This is a genomic window from Kitasatospora sp. NPDC001119 (genome assembly GCF_053598475.1).
Window position 1 is genome coordinate 158157 of record NZ_JBSFKI010000013.1, and the last position, 18123, is coordinate 176279.

Below are 18123 nucleotides of genomic sequence, written 5' to 3' on the forward strand. Positions count from 1 at the left end.
ACCCTCCTGCGAGATCCCGTCCGCATCGACCAGCGGTGCGGACTCTTCTTGGGGGGGTAAAAGTGTCTTCCGAAGTAGAAAGACCACCCGGTGAATCCGGATGGGGTGATTCCCCGTCACGGTGGCGCAAGCCTCGAATGGCAATTCTGGGTTCCTTCGCCGTGTTGAGCATGCTGGCCGCGCCGCTCGGTACCGCAGTCGCGGCCCCCGCGGATGGGGGCAAGGGCAAGGTCTGGTCGCCGCCGAACACGCCGCTCCAGCGGACGGCCTCGGTGCCCGGGACGACGGACAAGTCCAAGGCTTCCTCGCCGAACACCGGCTCGCCGGACTGGGTGCCACCGAAGAGCGTGCCGCAGCCGAAGCACGGCACGGCGGTGGTCGCCCTGGACACGCCGACCGACCGGGACGCCGGCGCGGCGGACGGGCGGGAGTCTGTCGTCGGCGCGTCGAAGCAGGCGGGCGACCTGCCGGTCTGGGTGGCTCCGGTCGCCCGCGCCGGCGACGCCGCTGCTGCCGCGCCCGTGCAGGTGAAGCTCGCGGCCGCGCCGGGCTCCGGTCCGGACGCGGGTGCGCCGACGACACTGGTGGCGCTGTCGCGGAGCGGCGACGGGGCCCAGCCGGGGAAGGTCCGGATCGGGCTCGACCTGGGATCGTTGGGTTCCGGTGGCGACTTCGCGCACAGGGCCGGGTTGGCGGTTCTGCCGGAGTGTGCGTTGACGACGCCGGACGCCGACGGCTGCCAGGCGCGTACGCCGGTCGCCTCGCACTACGACGAGCAGGCCAAGCGACTCGTGGCGGACATCGACCTGCCCGCCACCACGACCGGCTCGGCCGAGGGGCAGCGCGCTCAGGCCAAGTCCGCGGGTGCGCCGGCACTGGCCGCCGCTCCCGCGCAGGTGGTGCTGGCACTCACCGCCGCTCCTTCCAGCGGGACCGGCACCTACAGCGCGACGTCGCTGTCGCCGAGCCAGGCGTGGGCGGCGGGCAGCGGCTCGGGGTCGTTCACCTACAGCTACCCGATCGTGACCCCGTCGACTCTCGGAGGTGCCGCTCCCACGTTGGCGCTGGGTTACGACTCGGCGTCGGTGGACGGGAAGACGGCATCGACGAACGCGCAGGCGTCGTGGATCGGTGACGGCTGGGACCTGAGTTCCGGATTCGTCGAGCGGGGCTACCGGACGTGCGACAAGGCCGGCATCCCCGGCTCGGGTGACCAGTGCTGGGGCGGTGCGAACCTGACGCTGTCGCTGGGCGGCCACTCCGGTGAGCTCGTTCCGGAGCCCTCCTGCACGGCCGGTAACGGTGTCGATGAGCAGTCGAAGTGCACCTGGCACCTGAAGAATGACGACGGGACGAAGATCGAGTTCCTGACCGGCGCCAACAACGGCACCTGGAACGGCTCGTACCTGAAGGTGACGGACACCTCGGGAGTGGTCTACTACTTCGGTCTCAACCAGCTTCCGGCGGCCGACGGTTCGCCGAGCAAGGTGGGCCCGGAGAGCAAGTCCGCGTGGACGACGCCGGTGTACTCGCCGAACGCCGGTGACCCGTGCTACGACGCGGCGAAGGGCAAGGGCTCCTGGTGCCAGACGGCGTGGCGCTGGAACCTGGACTACGTGGTCGACCCGCACGGCAACCTGACCACCTACTCGTACACGCCCGAGACCAACGTGTATGCGCGCGGCGGCGCCCAGAACAGCGGGAAGGGCACGAACACGTCGTACACCCGCGGTGGTGTGCTCCTGTCGATCGCCTACGGGCAGCTGTTGTCCGACCAGCTCGCCGCCGGGGGCACGTACCAGGCGGCTGCGAAGATCGACTTCGAGTCGGGGGAGCGCTGCCTGGCCGACGCCAAGGCCTGCGACCCTTCGCAGCGCACGGCGGCGAACGCGGCGAACTGGCCGGACGCCCCGCTGGACAAGCAGTGCCAGGACACCGGGACGTGCACCAACTTCCTTCCGACGTACTGGTCGACGAAGTGGCTGAACGGGATCACGACGACGATCCGTTCGGGCGGCACGTACCGACCGGTGGACCACTACGACCTGAAGCACGTGTTCAAGACGCCGGCGAACGCGACGGACAACGCGCCGATCGCCTGGCTGCAGTCGGTGAAGCGCACGGGCAAGGACACCGCCAACGGCCAGTCCGAGCAGGCGCTGCCGGAGATGACCTTCGCCGACGAGCTGCTGCCCAACCGGGTCGACGGCCTTGTGCCCGCGCGTCCGCGGTACTACCGCCCGCGTCTGGCGGTCATCACCACCGAGACCGGCGGCACGATCCTGGTGTCGTACGCCAAGGAGTCCTGCTCGCGCACGACCGGGAGGATGCCGGCTTCGGCGGACGGCAACGACAAGAGCTGCTTCCCGGTGAAGTGGTTCGACACCGGAGTGCAGACGACGGTGGACGACTGGTTCCTGCGGTACCCGGTGGAGACGGTCACCGCCGACCCGAACGCCAAGCTGATCACCGGCGCGGTGGCGACGACGACCTCCTACGTGTACGGTCCCGCCGCGTGGCACCGCAACGACAGTGCGCTCGTCGAATCGGACTACCGATCCTGGGACCAGTTCCGCGGCTACGCCAGCGTCACCACGGTGACCGGCTCCGGCAAGGACGGGCCGCGGTCGAAGTCGACGACCAGCTACTACCAGGGCATGGACGGCGACTACAAGGCGGACGGCAAGGCCAAGGCCGCTTCCGTCGCGGGCGTGAAGAGTGGCGGACGGGCCGACTCCGACTGGCTGTTCGGTCAGATCCTGGAGACGGACAGCTACGCGGACGCGTCCGCCGACCCGGCTTCGCCGCTCTCGTACACGGTGAACACGTATGAGGCCCCCGTGGCGAAGGCCACGCGCACGCGGGCCGGACTGCCGGACCTGGTGGCCCGGTACCAGGCGACCAAGGTCACCTCGACCACCACGGCAGTGACCACGACTGGTACTCGCACCACCTCGACCGCGACCACCACTGACCCCGATAGCAACAACCGGGTCACCACCTCGCTGAGCACGGCCGACGGCACGTCGGATGTGTGCACCCGCTACCGCTACGCGGCTGCGGCGAACCGGCAGATGACCGGTCTGGTCTCCGAGGTCTTCGTGATCTCCGGCGCCAACGCCTGCACCGTCAACGCGTCGCCGGCCAACACGATCTCCGACACCCGCACGCTCTACGACGGCCAGGACTTCGGCACTGCCGGAGCCAAGGGCGAGGCCACCGGAACCCAGGTACTGGACCACTACGACGCCAACGGTGCGGCCCAGTACGTCCTCAAGGCCACGGCCGGCTACGACACATACGGCCGCACCACGGCCGCCACGGACCCGACGGTCACCGACAAGGCCAACCCCGGCGGCGCGACCGTGACGACCGCGTACAGTTCGGCGAGTCCGGGCGAATTGCCCACCAAGGTGGTCACCGGTAGCCCGGCCCCGGCCGGTGCACCCGACGCGGGCACGCCCCGCACGACCACGGTCACGTTGAACCCGGCCCGCGGTCTGGCGCTCACCACGAGCGACCCCAACGGCCGGACCGTGACCAAGACCTATGACGGGCTGGGCCGACTGAAGGCGGCCTGGGCTCCGGGACAGGACACGGCGAGCAACGCCAACGCCACCTACGACTACGCCGTCAACGGCACGTCGTCACCGTCCACCACAACGACGAACTCGCTGCGTCCGGACGGCAAGACGTACGGGAAGTCGGTGCAGATCCTGGACGGTCTGGGCCGCCTGGTGCAGACCCAGGGCGATCCCGCGGTCTCCTCCTACCACGGCCGCCTGATCACGGACACGTTCTACGACTCGCAGGGGCGCGTCAACCGGAAGTACAACAACTACTACGAGGACACCACCACTCCGAACACCACCCGGTGGATCCCCGAAGGCGCGAAGGTGCCGAGCGCGAGCGTGATCCAGTTCGACGGCCTGGGGCGAGCGGTGAGCACGCAGTTCGTGGCGCTGGGCACGCTGCAGACCACGAACACCACGGCGTACCCGGGGGCGGACCGGGTCGACGTGTCGCCGCCGAGTGGCGCGACCGCGACCAGCACCGTGACCGACGCCCGTGGCCGCACCGCGCAGCTGTGGCAGTACCGGACACCGACGGCGACCGGCAACCCGGCCGACGCCGACGTCACCACGTACACCTACAACGCGAACGGCCAGCCGGCGACCCGGGTGGACGCCGCAGGCAACACCTGGAGCCTCGCCTACGACCAGCGCGGCCGCCTGGTGAAGAACGACGACCCGGACTCCGGTGTGTCGACACGTACGTATGACGCGGGCGGACGGGTCGCGACCACGACGGACGCGCGTGGGCAGACGATCGCGATGACGTACGACCTGCTCGGCCGCAAGACGGGTACGTTCAGTGGCACGACGGACCCGGCGAACCAGCTGACCGGCTTCACCTACGACACCATGGCCAAGGGGCAGGCCAGTTCCTCGACCCGCTACGTCGGTGGTGCCGGGGGCGCGGCTTACACCAAGTCCGTTGGCGAGTTCGACGCTGCCTACCGTCCGACGAAGACCACCGTCGCCATCCCGGGCAGCGAGGTCGGCAAGACCGGGCAGGTGACGTTCGACTACACGGCGGCGTACAACCCTGTCAGTGGCTCCATCATCGCTGACGGGCGCGCCGCGGCGGGTGACCTGGCGCAGGAGTCGATCAACTACAACTACGAGTCCTATGGCGAGCTCAACGACATCAGTGGGGCCGGTTACACCTATCTGCGGCAGGCGGACTGGGATGCCTACGGGCGTAACATCCGTACCACGATGAACCCGTGGGGCACGCAGATCGTCGCGACGAACACGTACGACGAGCCGACCGGGCGCGTGCTGACCCAGTACGTCGACAAGCAGACCGCCACCACCGGTACCGTCCAGAACACCACCTACGCGTACGACCCGGCGGGTCAGATCACCGCGATCCGGACGATCCCGAACAACACTCCGGCCGCGACCGACCTCCAGTGCTTCACCCACGACTACCTGGGCCGGCTGACCTCGGCCTGGTCGGACACGGGAAAGCTGAACCAGCCGACGCCGTCGCTCGCCGGGCAGGGCGCGTGCGCCAACGCGACGCCGACCAATGGTGCGGTCGCTCCGGCGAAGACCACGGTGGGCGGGAGTGCGGCGTACTGGCAGGACTACACCTACGACGCGGTCGGCAACCGGACCAAGCTGGTCATGCACAACCCGACCGGCGACGTCTCGAAGGACCTGACGATCGACCAGGCCTTCCCGGCCCCGGGCACCCGCAACACGCCGACCACCGCGGCCGGCACGGGCGGCGGCACCGGCGGTCCGCACGCGCCGACGACGGTGAAGTCCACCTTCCCGAACAACGGCAGCACCCCCGGGAGCAACCAGTACGACGCGGCCGGGAACACCACGAAGATCGCCAACCCGGCCGCCACCAAGACGCTGGGCGCGGGCTTCGTGCTCAACTCCGGTGAGTCGGTGCGCTCCAACTCCACTCAGCTGACCATGCAGACCGACGGCAACCTCGTGCTGACCTCGCTGCGCACCGGCCTGGTGACCTGGTCGACCAACACCCAGAACCACCCGGGTGCCTGGGCGACCATGCAGGACGACGGCAACTTCGTGGTCTACGACCCGCAGCGCGTGCCGCTGTGGTCCTCGCAGACCTGGATCGGGGCGAACAGCAAGTACTTCGCGGTCGTCCAGGACGACGGCAAGTTCATCGTCTACGCGCCGGGCTGGGTGTCCAAGTGGGGCACCTCCACCTGGAACGCCGTGGACGCGGCCAACGGCACGGAACTGACCTGGGACGCCGAGGGCAAGCTCGCCTCGATGAAGCAGGGCACCTCCACCACCGGCTACCTCTACGACGCGGACGGCAACCAGCTGATCCGCCGCAACCCGGGCAAGATCACGGTCAACCTCGGCGGCGGAGACGAACTCGTCTACGACACCGGCAGCAAGACCAGCACCGGCACCCGCTACTACACCATGCCCGGCGGCGTCACCCTGGTCCGCCAGGGCCCGACCAAGCTCACCTACCAGTTCACCGACCACCACAACACCGGCACGCTCTCCATCGACTCGGCCACCAGTGCCGAGACCCGCCGCTGGACCGACCCGTTCGGCGTCCTGCGCGGCTCCGGCGCGGCCAACTCCTGGGCCGGCGACAAGGGCTACGTCGGCGGACTCAAGGACGACACCACTGGCTTCACCAACCTCGGCGCCCGCCAGTACCAGCCGGGCACCGGCCGCTTCCTCAACCCCGACCCGCTACTCCTCCCCGAGGACCCGCAGCAGTGGAACGCCTACGCCTACAGCAACAACAGTCCGGTCAACAAGACCGACCCCACCGGCATGGCGTTGGAGGAGTGCGCGAGCGGCTTCGCCAAGTGCACCAACATGGGCACCAAGCTCACTGAGGAGACGCAGTGGCAGGGCCCGAACTACGACAAGATTGTTGCGGACAACAAGGCTGGAGAGGCCTACCGGCAGCAGGGGTTGGAAGAGTACCTCAACAGCCCGCCGCCGTTGGGTTCGCCTAGGAACAACAAGAAGCCGAAGCCTGACCGTGCCTATGACGTGAGCAAGAACCGGCCCGATGGTGGCACTGATGTCCTCGCAACCTCGACGAAGAGTACCTACGAGGACTACATTGACAAGAACGTCGGGGCTGATATCCGGACCGCGGATGCGGACGGGCCGCTCGCGCTCGTTGACAGCAGAACGAAGACCAAGCAGTGGACCAAGCAGCTTGCGAGCAAGGTGAGCAAGTCGGAGGGGCGCAAGATCGCCGGATCGGCGGATTTCTATGGCGTCCTCAAGGTCGACGGCGAAATCAACTGGAACGACAGCACGGAGGATAGTACCCAGACGTCCGAGGCGACGACCGACGCGGACACGACCACCGAGTCACGGAACCTGATGGTCAAGAAGGGGCAACAATACGGGTTCGCGCCGTCTTTCCGGAAATGGAGCTACCGGACGACCTACTATCATTCGGACGGCAGTGTGACAACGAAGGATTGGGCAACCTACGAGATGCTCAACTGGAACCGCGTCACCTTCGACTCCTCGCCCGAGCTGGTCCTAGGTAGGAATTGATGGGCCATGGAGTCTCCGGTTCGAGCAGGCGCAAATTTTCGCCCACGGGAGGTGAGTGATGTGACGGGACGTTCGGCGATATTCTGTGTTGTCCTCGCAGGTCTGTTGTGCGGTGTAAGTGCGTGCACCGGGGCGTCCGGAGGCGACGGGTCGGTCGCCACTGGTGGGACCGCATCGACGGCTACGGCTCAGCACACCTTCCCGGAGAGCTACAAGAAGCTGATCCTTCGTACCGCGAAGGCGGACGGGACGGCACCAGCGGGTGACCGGTTTACGGTGATCGAGTTCGACGGCGGGTACGACCCGCAGCTGATCTGGCAGCCGGAGGAGACCGGTGGTCTCTGCATCGCATCGGAGGTCGTCGCGTCCGGGAGATGCAAGACTGAGAAGCAGATTGCCGAGGAACGGGTTCCCGGAGTCGGCATCTTCGGAGACTCCGGGCTGTTCAACCGCGAGGAGGATCCATGGTGGGCAGTGCAGGTGATGGCCAGCGGTGAGACGATCGACCATCTCTCCTGCCAGGGAAGGAACTTCCCGGTGCGTCAGGTGTACTCGATCAGCCTGGCCGGCGCCCAGCGCACCGTCTACACCGCCATCATCCCAAGGAGTCTTCAAGGTGAGTACCGGGTGGCCGTCCAGCGAGACGGGCAGTCGGAAGAAGAACGGCTCGACCTCGGTCTGGAGAAGGGCTACGCCGTTCAGTGCTGAGCCGACGTAGTCGGTATGTGTGACGGTGGCGGGGCGGCCTTCGGGGCTGTCCCGCCACCGGTGTTTGGTGAGGCCCTTGAGCTGGCGGAGTCTGTGAGGGACCTTCGAACCCTGTATTGGAGCGATGGCTGGGACTCGGGTCGCAGCCCTACCGATATCGGCGTCTTGTACGACGGTGTCACGGGGGACTTCCGGCCTGGCTGGCCGGGGTCGCGACGGTCACTCCGGGACCAGGGATGGGCTGGCCGATCCCCTACGCCTTGGGCGCCCTCGTGATGGTCTCCGCGACGGGGCTTGTCGGGACGTGCTAAGGCTGGTCGATATGGGTGCCCGCCAAGGGCCGTCCTATCGGCAATAGCCCGAGGATCACGAAGCTGCGTCGAACCGGTCTCCGGGAATCTTCCCATCCGTTCGTCGCGTGGGGCGTCCCTGCGTACTTGTTCAGGGGCGGAAGGGGGTTGGTGACGATTGATGGGCACGAGGACCTGGCTTCTGGAGGGGAGGTGGCTCGCGTGGCGGGATCCTGACGCGCGCGGTGGGATGAGCGGGAGACCGGTCTTCGGTGGGGGAGGCGATTCGCGTGATAGGGCATTCGATGGTGTTCCGGGTGGTTCTGGTGGGGCTGTTGTGTGGCGCCAGTGCGTGCACTGGGGCGTCCGGTGGGCACGGCGGGGCGTCGGCGGGCGCCGTGTCCGGTGGGGTGGCGGCCGAGGTCGCGTGGCCGCTCGGTGAGGAAGGGGCGACGCTCTCGGAGGTCGAGAGGCGGCGGATCCTGCGATCGGCCGCGGAGAACGGCTGGGCTCCGGCCGGTGGCGAGGCCACGGAGGTTCGGTACGACAGCGGGTACGGCCCGGAGCTGATCTGGCGGGCGAAGGGGACCGGCGCGGTCTGTTCGGGATCGTCGCGTAGCTCGGGTCCCTGTATTCCGCTCGCGGACATCGCCGCGAGGCCGAACCCGGGGGTCGGAACCTTCATCGGCGCCGCCCTCCACGAGGGGAAGTGGTCGGTCATGCTGCTGTCCAGCGGTGAGACGGTCGATCGGGTCATGTGCCAGGGGCGGAGCTTTCCGGCACGGAGGGCGTACGAGGTCACGGTCGACGGCGTGCTCCACACCGTCTACACGGTGTCGATACCGCGCGGACTCCAGGGCGAGTACCGGGTGGCCGTCCGACGGGACGGGCAGCCGGCCGAGGACCGCGTGACGCTCAACATGGATCGGGTCGCCGGCCCGGCGCGGTGCTGACCGGGCGGGCGAGGCAGCGGACTGGGCTTGGTAGGGTCCGCGGGTCGGGTTCCTGCCGCCGCTACCGCCCTGGACCGTCCGGGAGATCCTTGTGCGCATCCTCGTTGCTCTGGCGTTCCTGATCCCCCTGTTCCTCGGAGTGGCCATGGTCACGGACTACCGAGGTTTCTCGAAGTGGTTCACGCAGCCCTCCGGGAGGTCCTCCAAGGACGGGCCAGCCGGCATCCACCTGGTCGTGGGGTGGGGGTTCACCGTCCTCTCGAGCGTCATGGTCATACGCATACTCGTGTCGCTCTTCTTCAACAAGTGAGCCGCTGAGTTCCGCCGCGGAGGCGATCCCGGGTGCGTTCCGGGCCGCTGACGTGGAACGGTGGGTCATCCGTGAGCGTCCCATCCGATGATCGGGTGGGACGCCCACGGCGTTCATCCGGAGGCGAAGCGGTGCCGGTCCCGGCCCGGGCCGCCGGGGGAGGAACAGGTGACCGTGCTGTGAGGGGCTTCCCGAAGTCGCGGGAGGGGGTTGTCCTGCTGGCGGGCCTCCTGCTGATCGTCAGAGCGTAGTTCGCCCGGCGCTGATCCGGCAGGCCGAGAAGACTGGGGCCGTCCGGTCGGCGGTGCCATGGCGAAGTCTTGAGCAATGCGTATGGGGGGATGAGTCACGTGGTGGGACGTTCCATGAGGGTGAGCGCTGTTCTCGTGGGTCTGGTGTGTGCTGCCAGTGCGTGCAGCGGGGGTGGGGCCGGAGGGGTGGCGGGCAAGGGTGTCACGTCGGCGCCCGTGGTCCGGCCGGTGTTTGCGGAGAGCTCGAAGCAGGTGATCCTGCGGACGGCGAAGGAGAACGGGACGGCGCCGGCGGGTGATCGGTTCACGCTGGTCGAGTACGACGGCGGGTACGGGCCGGAGCTGATCTGGCAGGCGGAGCGGACCGGGGGTCTGTGCGCCGCGTCGGAGAGCGTCATGGCGGGTTGGTGCGAGACGGTGGAGGAGACCTCCGGGCGGCGGGTTCCCGGCGTCGGCGTCTTCGTGGACCCGGGGCTGCGCGAACGCGACGGGGAGGCGTCGTGGGTGGTGCGGGTGATGGCCAGTGGTGAGACGATCGACCGTCTGTCGTGCCAGGGACGGGATTTCCCGGTCCGCCAGGTGTACGCGGTCGACCTGGCCGGGGCCCGGCGCACCGTCTACACCGCCTCGATCCCGAGGAATCTCCAGGGGGAGTACCGGGTGGCCGTCCAGCGGGACGGGAAGCCGGACGAGGATCGTCTCGACCTCGGCTTCGAGAAGGGCCGTGTCGTGCAGTGCTGAGGGGCTGGCCGCCCTCGGGCCCGCTGTACGGGCGGATTCTGCCTGGCCGACGCCGAACTGCTGAAGCGCCGTTTCCCGCAGCTGGGTTCGCTGTCGGCGGCGATGTGGGTCGGTCGGGTGCTGACGCAGAACTCCGTGACGTGGGTTCCCGGGCCGACCGACGTGAGTATGCAAGGGGTGGCACGGGTCGAGTCGGCGACGCTGGCGGAGATCACGGCGAACGGGACGTGGGAGGAGGTCTCCATCGGTTGCGGTGTCCTGGAGGAGATCGCCGTCGAGGTGGGTGACCCGACCAGGTGGCTCCACAGCAGGGCCTTCGACGAGTCGGTCACCCGGACCCAGTACTCGGGGAGCTTCTCCTTCGACAAGCAGACTGGCCGGGTCTACTTCTGCGCGGTCAACCCGAAGATCAGGGAGGGGAGTTGAGCGTCTGCGGGCCTTGCGGGCGGCCGTACCCCCGTGACGGCCGCCCGCCGTACCGGGGCTACGGGTGGTAGACGACCTCCGGGAAGGCCGTCGACGGTCCGTCGAGCAGGTTGCCGCAGTGCCGGCCCCGCAGGTGGAGGTCGAAGAAGGCGCGCGGGTAGGCCTGCTGGACGAGGACGCCGCGGTCGGGGTCGAGGGTGCCGACCTGGGACTGGATCTCCTGCTCGGTCATGCCGAGCAGCTTGCCCGCCTGCGGGATCAGCGTCATGTTGTCGCCGTAGGAGCTGTGGATGGCGCCGGTGGCCTGGACGTCGAGGCGCCAGCCGCGCAGGTGGCCCCAGAAGGTCTCGATGAACGGGCTGGTGGCCCGGGTGTAGCGGGCGGTCATCATCATGAACGGCCGGTCGATGTCGGTGGTGATGGCGGGGTTCGACTCCATCCGCCCGTCCAGGGTGAGCCCGGCGCGGATGCGCTGGTCGGCGACCATGGCGAGGCCGACGGCGGTGCCGCCCTTGGACCAGCCGAAGGCGCCCATGTTCCGCGCGTCCAGGTTGCCGAGCAGGCCGGTCGGCAGGGTGCGGCCGTCGACGTCGGGGTTGCGGCCGTTGGCGAGGTCGACGACGCGGTCGAGGAGGAAGAGCAGGTCGGCGGCGTAGTCCTTGGGGGCCAGCCCCGGGGCCACGCCGTCCCGGGTGACGACGGTGCCGTCGGGGAACTCGGTGAATCCGTCGTGGGTGTGGTCGACGGTGACGACGGCGAAGCCGTGGCTGGCCAACTCCTGGACCACGATGGTGTGGTCGGCGCGGTGGCTGCCCGCGCCGTGCGAGTAGACGACGACGGGCAGCGGCCGGCCGGCCCGGTGGACGGGGGCGCCCTGGTGGCCGGCGGTGAGCGGGGCGAGTGAGAGGGGGAGGGGGAAGCCGGCGTCGTCGAGGAAGGCCTTCAGGGCGCCGTCGGTCATCCAGGGGGCGAGCGGGTACGCGTCGGCGGCCGAGGCCCGGGCCGGGTACCAGACGGTGGCCATCAGCTCGCGGAACTTTCCGGGCCGGGCGTTCGGGTCGAGCCGGGACTCGTCGCGCAGGTGTAGCGGCACCATGCCCACGGGGAAGGGGCCAGTGGGCGCGGGCAGGGTGAGGCGGCCGAGGGAGCCGGGGCCGGTGCCGGTGCCCGTGGGGGAAGTGGGGGTGGAGGCGGGGGCGGCCGAGGCGGCGTGGGCGAGGCCCAGCGGCGCGACGGCGCCCAGTGCGAGGGCGGCGCCGAGCATGCGGCGGCGGCTCGGTCCGGTGGGGCGGGCGGTCGGCGTGCTGTCCATCGGCGTGGTGCCCGTCGGCGTCGTGTCCATCGGCGTGGTGTCCATGCGCGGAACGCTGTCACGTGGGGCGCGGGGGCGGCATCGGCCTGCGGATTGATGATCTGTCACCCGGCATTGGCCCACGGGTTTACATCCCCGGGCTGATGCGGAACGGGCGTGCGCGGGGTCTCGCGAAGGGCGGCCCCGAGGGCGTGCGGTCGACGTCTCGGCCCCCTCGGGTGCGGGAGGGGGCCGAGGGGGCCGAGGCGGATGGTGCCGAGAGGGATGGTGCCGTTGCCGATGTGCCTAGACGAAGTTCTTGTCGATCAGCATCTGCAGCACGTTGACGTGGAAGTCCGGGAAGTCCATCGGCACGATGCCGAACCGGGCGCGCTGCTGGGTGCGGGCGTTCAGGTACGGGTAGATGCTGCGGTCCATCAAGGTCTGAGAGCTGGTCTTGGGCCAGTAACCACCGGCGTACGAGAGGAAGTTGACGAACATCTTCGAGTAGCCCGGGTTGAGGAAGGCCTTGTCGAACTGGGCGACGATGCGCTGGCCCTTGGTCCCCAGGGGGTCGGTGCCGCCGGTCTGCCAGAGGTCCTGGGTGTCGAAGTAGCCGTTCTCGCCGCTGGACCAGTCGATCAGGCCCCACGGGTTGGTGAAGTCGGCGATCAGGACGACCTTCCCCCGGGCGGTGGCGAGGGTCGGCCAGCCGTAGAAGTGGAACAGGCCGCGGTAGCCGAGCCCGTCGAGGTAGTGGTTGATCCGCCGCATGAACTCGGTGTCGTCGAGCGCCTGGCCGCCGGCGCGCTCGTTGCGCAGGCGCATCAGGACGGTCTCGCCGGGGTGCGAGCGGAGGAAGGAACGGCACTGGTCGAGCACGTCCTGGAGCCGGAGGTGCTGGTAGTTGTCCGAGTGGTAGATCCCGAGTTCGTCGGGCGCGCCCTGGAGGCCGTTGCAGCGGATGTCGAGGAAGCGGACGCCCTCGGTCAACTGCTGGGGCAGGCCCCAGTTCTGGGTGTGCGACCACTCGGTGCCGTAGGCGGGGTTCTCGCAGCAGGAGTCGTGGGTGCCGGGGATGGTGAGGTCCAGGAGGGAGGTGCTGCCGTTCAGGCGGCTCATCCAGCTGTCGGTCGGCAGCCCGCGCGGGGTGGTCGAGGCGGCGGCGGAGGGGGAGGCCGAGGCGCTGCCCGGGAGGGCGAGGCCTCCGAGGGCGGCGGCGCCGAATCCCGCGCCCCAGCTGAGGAGTTCACGACGTGCGATGCCCATGGTGCGGCTCCTTGGGTCCAGTCGGTCCGGAGTCGTCCGGTTGGTCCGGTCGGTCGTACGAGTCGTGCGAGGCGTGCGAGTGGTGCGCTTGTCATCTTGGAGCACGCGGCCACTGCCTTGGCAGGTTCACGACGCCGGCAATCCGGGGCCGGACGGCCCCGGCGGGGTGAAGATCGAAATGCGCGGACGGCCGCCGCCCGCCACGGTGGGACCGTGGCTGCGATCGTCGTCCTCTTCGAACTGGCCCCGGACCAGGCCCTCGGCCCCGAGGGCGTCGGGCCGGGCGTGGTCGCGGTGCACGCCGCCGGCCAGGACCCGGACGTCCCGGAGGACCCGCAGGCGCGCACCCTCTGTGGGCTGGACACCGCGCCGATGGAGCACGCCCACTACCGCCCCGCCCGGCCGGGCGAGCCGTGGTACCCGCCCGAGCTGGAGCAGCAGCGGTGCCGGCTCTGCGAGGCGGCGCTGCACCGGCTTTGAGGGCCCTGAGGATCAGGAGAACATTCGAGCGGCCGGTCAGCGGGGCCGGTGGGCGATCGCGGCGAACATCGTCACCGACAGGTGGAACGCCCCGTGCCCGGCGGCCGCGTCGAGGTCGGCGTAGAGCCGTTCGCACTGCTCCTCGGTGAGCAGGCCCCGGCCGACGGCCGCCGCGCCGAGACCGCGGAGGATCGGTCCGCCGACCGTGTGGGGGTCGTGCAGGAGGACGTCGGCGCCGAGGGTGTCGACGGTCAGCCCGGCCTCGACCAGCCAGCCCGCGAGGCTGCGCCCGGCCTCCGGCTGGGCGGCGGCGCCCTGGACGACGGCGGCCAGCGCGGGACGGACGTCCGGGGCCACCGGGTGCAGCAGGAAGGTCGACCAGTCGGTGTCCAGCAGCGCGACCCGGCCGCCCGGGCGCAGCACCCGGGCCATCTCGGCGACGGCCTTCGCCGGGTCGGTGAGGTGCTGGAGAACGCGCTCGCACCAGACCGCGTCCAGCTCGCCGTCGGGCAGCGGCAGCGCCTGCGCGTCGCCGTCCAGGAAGCGGGCCGGGCTGCCGGCCTCGGTGGTGCGCCGCTCGGCGACGGCCCGCAGACCGGGGTGCGGTTCGACGCCGATCGCGCTTCCCGTGCTGCCGCCGGCCGCACCGCCCTCCGGGCTGACCGCCGCCGCGAGCACCCGGGTCTCCGAACCGGTGCCGGCGCCGACGTCCAGCGCGCGCTCGCCAGGGCGTACGGCGAGCCGCTCGTGCGCCCACGCGCGCAGGCGCCGTACCCCGGGGTTGGCGGCCTGGGCGTCCAGCGCGGCGACCAAGCGGTCGGTTTTCGCCGGGTCGGCGTTGGCGCGGTGGAAGGCCGAGGTGGGGCGCGGGTCGGTCATGGGCGCCACCCTAAACGGACATGACGGTCCATCGGCGACATCCCGCCCGTGCTCCTCGCGGCACGGCACGGCACGGCTCGTCCGGGACGGCGGTCCGCCCCCTGCCGACCGGCAGGGGCCCTGGTATGGCGGGTCCGGCCGGCTTTCCGCTCCTCGTGCCCGCCGCCGCGGGTCAGAGTTCCGGCAGTGCCTCGCCGACGCGGGGTTCGCGGTGCTCGGTGAGCCAGAACAGGTAGCCGCGCAGGTAGGCCTCCAGCCCGTCGTCCAGGTAGGCGGCGTACTGGCGCAGGGCGTCCGGTTCGTTCCGGCTGTCGTCGCCCAGTCGCAGTTCGTCCGTGATCCAGGCGCGGACCTCGTCCCGGCGGGCCCACCAGTCGCGTACCGCCTGCGGGGTCCAGTGCCGGTCGCCGTCCCAGGCGTAGCCGCCCAGGGGCTCGTCGTGGGCGATCTCGACCAGGGCGGCCACTTCACGCGGGTTGACGGGCTGGCGGTGGACGAACTCGCAGTGCCTGTCGTCGGAGAGCACGTGCTCGGGGAGGTAGTACGGGCCGTTCAGCCCGCTGTCGGTCTCGCCGGCGTAGAACGGGCCGGGCACGTTCAGCCAACCGCGCTGCTCCCAACGGCCGCGGCCCACCGAGTCGGCCATCTCCCGGGCGGTCGGCAGCGGGTCCCAGTAGGCGAGCTCCTGCCACGGCCCCTCCACCGGGTGGAGGAGCAGCCGCCCGCGCATCCGGGCTGCGGCCTGCCGCAGCGCCGCCTCGTGCGAGAGCTCCTGCCCCCGGTTCAGCGACCGGATCCACCGGCCGATCACCCCGCCCACCTGCGTCTTTCTCATGCGGCCCAGCCTAGGACCTGCTCGGGCGAAGGGCCTCGGTGAAGTGGCGGCCGCCTCATTCGGCGTCGGACGCGCCCTGGCGGCTCCGGTGCGCGGGAAGTCGGCCGGGCCGACTTCCCGCGCACGCCGGCTCAGGCGGACGGCTCGCCGGTGGCGGTGCCCGTGCAGCAGGCCTCGGGGGCGCCGGCGGCGCTCTTGCCGAGGGTGTCGGCGTCGGCCTTGACCACGTAGACCTCCCAGGGCTCCTTGCCGGGGGCGGTCACCCAGACCTTGTCCTGGACGGCGTAGCAGCAGGAGGTGTCGTTCTCCTCGAAGGCGGCGAGGCCGGCGTCCCGGAGGCGGGTGGTGGCGGCGGTGACCTGCTCGGTGGAGGCGACCTCGACGCCGAGGTGGTCCAGGCGGGTGTCCTCGCCCGGCTCGCCCTCGATGAGGACGAGCTTCAGCGGGGGCTCGGTGATGGCGAAGTTCGCGTAGCCGGGGCGGCGCTTGGCGGGCTCGGTGCCGAAGAGCTTGGCGTAGAAGGCGATGGAGCCTTCGAGGTCGGCGACGCGCAGGGCGAGCTGGACACGGGACATGGTGGCCTCCAACAGGCTGGATCGAGCCTGGATTGATATCCGTCGATGCAAGCTTGCGGACTGGATCGGCGTTCGTCAATATAGAAGCATGTCGAAACAGGAACTCCGAGTGCTGGGCCAGGACGACGGCGCGGACGGCTGCTGCCCCGGGCTGCTGAGCGCCCCGCTGGACGAAGGGCAGGCCGCCGAACTGGCGCCGCTGTTCAAGGCCCTGGGCGATCCGGTGCGGCTGCGGCTGCTGTCGATGATCGCCTCCGGCGCCGGCGGCGAGGTGTGCGTCTGCGACCTGACCCCGGCCTTCGACCTGTCCCAGCCGACGATCTCCCACCACCTGAAGCTGCTGCGGCAGGCCGGGCTGATCGACTCCGAGCGCCGGGGCACCTGGGTGTACTACCGGCTGGTCCCCGAGACCACCGACCGCCTCGCGGGCGTCCTCACCCGCCCGGCGCCGCTCGGAGCCGCCGAGTGAGCGCCGCAACCGGGGCGCCCGCCCCCGTCGCCGGCCGGCTGTCGTTCGTCGACCGCTACCTCGCGCTCTGGATCCTCGCCGCGATGGCCCTCGGCATCGGCCTCGGCCGGCTCGTCCCGGGCCTGGGCGACGCGCTCGCGAAGGTGACCGTCACCGGCGTCTCGCTGCCGATCGCGCTCGGCCTGCTGGTGATGATGTACCCGGTGCTCGCCAAGGTCCGCTACGACCGGCTCGACACCGTCACCCGGAACCGCCGCCTGCTGATCCCCTCCCTGGTGCTCAACTGGCTGGTCGGGCCCGCCGTGATGTTCGCCCTCGCCTGGCTGCTGCTGCCCGACCTGCCGGAGTACCGCACCGGGCTGATCATCGTCGGCCTCGCCCGCTGCATCGCCATGGTGATCATCTGGAACGACCTGGCCTGCGGCGACCGGGAGGCCGCCGCCGTGCTCGTCGCCCTGAACTCCGTCTTCCAGGTGGTCGCGTTCGGCGCGCTGGGGTGGTTCTACCTGTCCGTGCTGCCCGGGTGGCTCGGCCTGGAACAGGCGGCGCTCGACGTGTCGGCCTGGGAGATCGCCCGCAGCGTGCTGGTCTTCCTCGGCATCCCGCTCGCCGCCGGCTACCTCACCCGCCGCCTGGGCGAGAAGGCCCGCGGCCGCACCTGGTACGAGAACAGGCTGCTGCCGCGGATCGGCCCGTTCGCGCTGTACGGGCTGCTGTTCACGATCGTCGTCCTGTTCGCGCTCCAGGGCCGTGCGATCACCTCGCAGCCCCTCGACGTCGCCCGGATCGCGCTGCCGCTGCTGGTGTACTTCGCCGTCATGTGGGCCGGTTCCCTGGCGCTGGGCCGCGCGGTGGGCCTGGACCACCCGCGCGCCACCACCCTGGCGTTCACCGCCGCGGGCAACAACTTCGAACTGGCCATCGCCGTCGCCATCGCCACCTTCGGCGCCACCAGCGGCCAGGCCCTCGCCGGAGTCGTCGGGCCGCTGATCGAGGTGCCGGTGCTCATCGGCCTCGTCCACGTGGCCCTCGCCGCCCGCCGCTACTTCCCCCAGCCCGCCACCGCCGTCGAAGGGTCCGCCCGTGTCTGAGCCTCAGCCGCCCGTGCCCGCAGCCGTGTTGCCGTCCGGGCCGTCCAAGCCGTCCGTGCTGTTCGTCTGCGTGCACAACGCCGGCCGTTCCCAGATGGCCGCCGCCTTCCTCAGCCACCTCGGCGGCGACCGGGTCGAGGTCCGGTCGGCCGGCTCCGCGCCCGCCGACACCGTCAACCCGGCCGTGGTCCGGGCGATGGCCGAGGTGGGGATCGACCTCTCCGCCGAGACGCCCAAGGTCCTCACCGTCGAGGCGGTCCGGGCCTCGGACGTGGTGATCACCATGGGCTGCGGCGACGCCTGCCCGTACTTCCCCGGAAAGCGCTACCTGGACTGGCAGTTGGCGGACCCGGCCGGCCAGGGCGTCGACGCCGTGCGCCCGACCCGTGACGAGATCGAGCGGCGGGTCCGCGCTCTTCTCGCCGAGCTGGGCGTGGGGGCGGGGGCGTGAACGGGGACGT

The 18123-nt window shown here is 70.4% G+C and carries 15 protein-coding genes; 10 read left to right on the forward strand and 5 right to left on the reverse strand.

Annotation, left to right across the window (positions count from 1 at the left end):
• Positions 1–137: 137 nt before the first annotated feature.
• The 6 genes from ACWDD9_RS18345 (at position 138) to ACWDD9_RS18370 (ending at position 10773) form a co-directional block, all read left to right on the forward strand.
• The gene (locus ACWDD9_RS18345; RefSeq protein WP_449812045.1) at positions 138–7094 is read left to right on the forward strand and encodes an RHS repeat-associated core domain-containing protein; all 6957 of its coding nucleotides are present in this window, start codon (positions 138–140) and stop codon (positions 7092–7094) included.
• A 276-nt stretch (positions 7095–7370) separates the two neighbouring features.
• On the forward strand, positions 7371–7802 hold the full coding sequence (locus ACWDD9_RS18350) for a hypothetical protein (RefSeq protein ID WP_049650194.1): 432 nt from the start codon (positions 7371–7373) through the stop codon (positions 7800–7802).
• Positions 7803–8364: 562 nt separating this feature from the next.
• Positions 8365–9045 carry a hypothetical protein gene (locus ACWDD9_RS18355; protein WP_387966555.1) on the forward strand — a complete coding sequence of 227 codons (681 nt, stop codon included), beginning with the start codon at positions 8365–8367 and terminating at the stop codon, positions 9043–9045.
• 91 nt (positions 9046–9136) lie between these two features.
• Positions 9137–9355 (forward strand): hypothetical protein, encoded by a 219-nt coding sequence (locus ACWDD9_RS18360; protein ID WP_049650196.1) that lies wholly within the window; start codon positions 9137–9139, stop codon positions 9353–9355.
• Between the two features lie 479 nt (positions 9356–9834).
• Positions 9835–10347: a hypothetical protein gene (locus ACWDD9_RS18365; RefSeq protein WP_387966556.1), complete on the forward strand. Its 513-nt coding sequence runs from the start codon at positions 9835–9837 to the stop codon at positions 10345–10347.
• A gap of 177 nt (positions 10348–10524) precedes the next feature.
• The gene (locus ACWDD9_RS18370; protein WP_449812046.1) at positions 10525–10773 is read left to right on the forward strand and encodes a hypothetical protein; all 249 of its coding nucleotides are present in this window, start codon (positions 10525–10527) and stop codon (positions 10771–10773) included.
• A 58-nt stretch (positions 10774–10831) separates the two neighbouring features.
• On the opposite strand, the gene ACWDD9_RS18375 is transcribed toward ACWDD9_RS18370, so the two are convergent.
• Both ACWDD9_RS18375 and ACWDD9_RS18380 read right to left on the reverse strand, forming a co-directional pair.
• A complete protein-coding gene (locus ACWDD9_RS18375) occupies positions 10832–12130 on the reverse strand; it encodes an alpha/beta hydrolase family protein (protein WP_449812047.1) in 1299 nt (432 codons plus the stop codon).
• A 240-nt stretch (positions 12131–12370) separates the two neighbouring features.
• Positions 12371–13333, reverse strand: coding sequence for a phosphatidylinositol-specific phospholipase C (locus tag ACWDD9_RS18380; RefSeq protein ID WP_074004117.1), 963 nt, complete (start codon positions 13331–13333; stop codon positions 12371–12373).
• A gap of 213 nt (positions 13334–13546) precedes the next feature.
• Between ACWDD9_RS18380 and ACWDD9_RS18385 the strand changes: the two genes are divergently transcribed.
• A complete protein-coding gene (locus tag ACWDD9_RS18385) occupies positions 13547–13813 on the forward strand; it encodes a hypothetical protein (RefSeq protein ID WP_053111985.1) in 267 nt (88 codons plus the stop codon).
• 36 nt (positions 13814–13849) lie between these two features.
• Here ACWDD9_RS18385 and ACWDD9_RS18390 read toward each other — a convergent pair whose 3' ends face one another.
• From ACWDD9_RS18390 to ACWDD9_RS18400, 3 genes are all read right to left on the reverse strand, one after another.
• Positions 13850–14692, reverse strand: coding sequence for a methyltransferase domain-containing protein (locus ACWDD9_RS18390; RefSeq protein ID WP_449812048.1), 843 nt, complete (start codon positions 14690–14692; stop codon positions 13850–13852).
• A gap of 172 nt (positions 14693–14864) precedes the next feature.
• Positions 14865–15527 (reverse strand): ferredoxin, encoded by a 663-nt coding sequence (locus tag ACWDD9_RS18395; protein WP_449812049.1) that lies wholly within the window; start codon positions 15525–15527, stop codon positions 14865–14867.
• 131 nt (positions 15528–15658) lie between these two features.
• A complete protein-coding gene (locus tag ACWDD9_RS18400) occupies positions 15659–16102 on the reverse strand; it encodes an ArsI/CadI family heavy metal resistance metalloenzyme (protein WP_449812050.1) in 444 nt (147 codons plus the stop codon).
• Positions 16103–16190: 88 nt separating this feature from the next.
• On the opposite strand from ACWDD9_RS18400, the gene ACWDD9_RS18405 reads away from it, so the two are divergent.
• The 3 genes from ACWDD9_RS18405 to ACWDD9_RS18415 are packed head-to-tail and all read left to right on the forward strand — an operon-like array spanning position 16191 to position 18113.
• Positions 16191–16571 (forward strand): ArsR/SmtB family transcription factor, encoded by a 381-nt coding sequence (locus ACWDD9_RS18405; protein ID WP_449812051.1) that lies wholly within the window; start codon positions 16191–16193, stop codon positions 16569–16571.
• Positions 16568–17662 (forward strand): ACR3 family arsenite efflux transporter, encoded by a 1095-nt coding sequence (gene arsB, locus ACWDD9_RS18410; protein ID WP_449812052.1) that lies wholly within the window; start codon positions 16568–16570, stop codon positions 17660–17662. Before ACWDD9_RS18405 ends, arsB begins: the two co-directional genes overlap by 4 nt.
• Positions 17655–18113 (forward strand): arsenate reductase ArsC, encoded by a 459-nt coding sequence (locus tag ACWDD9_RS18415; RefSeq protein WP_449812053.1) that lies wholly within the window; start codon positions 17655–17657, stop codon positions 18111–18113. Before arsB ends, ACWDD9_RS18415 begins: the two co-directional genes overlap by 8 nt.
• Positions 18114–18123 lie beyond the last annotated feature (10 nt).

Bases quoted from the DNA above. Each gene is read 5' to 3' on its own strand.
- ACWDD9_RS18405 (WP_449812051.1), top strand. From the start codon at position 16,191: ATGTCGAAACAGGAACTCCGAGTGCTGGGCCAGGACGACGGCGCGGAC.
- ACWDD9_RS18345 (WP_449812045.1), top strand. From the start codon at position 138: ATGGCAATTCTGGGTTCCTTCGCCGTGTTGAGCATGCTGGCCGCGCCG.
- ACWDD9_RS18380 (WP_074004117.1), bottom strand. From the start codon at position 13,333: ATGGGCATCGCACGTCGTGAACTCCTCAGCTGGGGCGCGGGATTCGGC.
- ACWDD9_RS18395 (WP_449812049.1), bottom strand. From the start codon at position 15,527: ATGAGAAAGACGCAGGTGGGCGGGGTGATCGGCCGGTGGATCCGGTCG.
- ACWDD9_RS18375 (WP_449812047.1), bottom strand. From the start codon at position 12,130: ATGGACACCACGCCGATGGACACGACGCCGACGGGCACCACGCCGATG.
- ACWDD9_RS18400 (WP_449812050.1), bottom strand. From the start codon at position 16,102: ATGTCCCGTGTCCAGCTCGCCCTGCGCGTCGCCGACCTCGAAGGCTCC.
- ACWDD9_RS18390 (WP_449812048.1), bottom strand. From the start codon at position 14,692: ATGACCGACCCGCGCCCCACCTCGGCCTTCCACCGCGCCAACGCCGAC.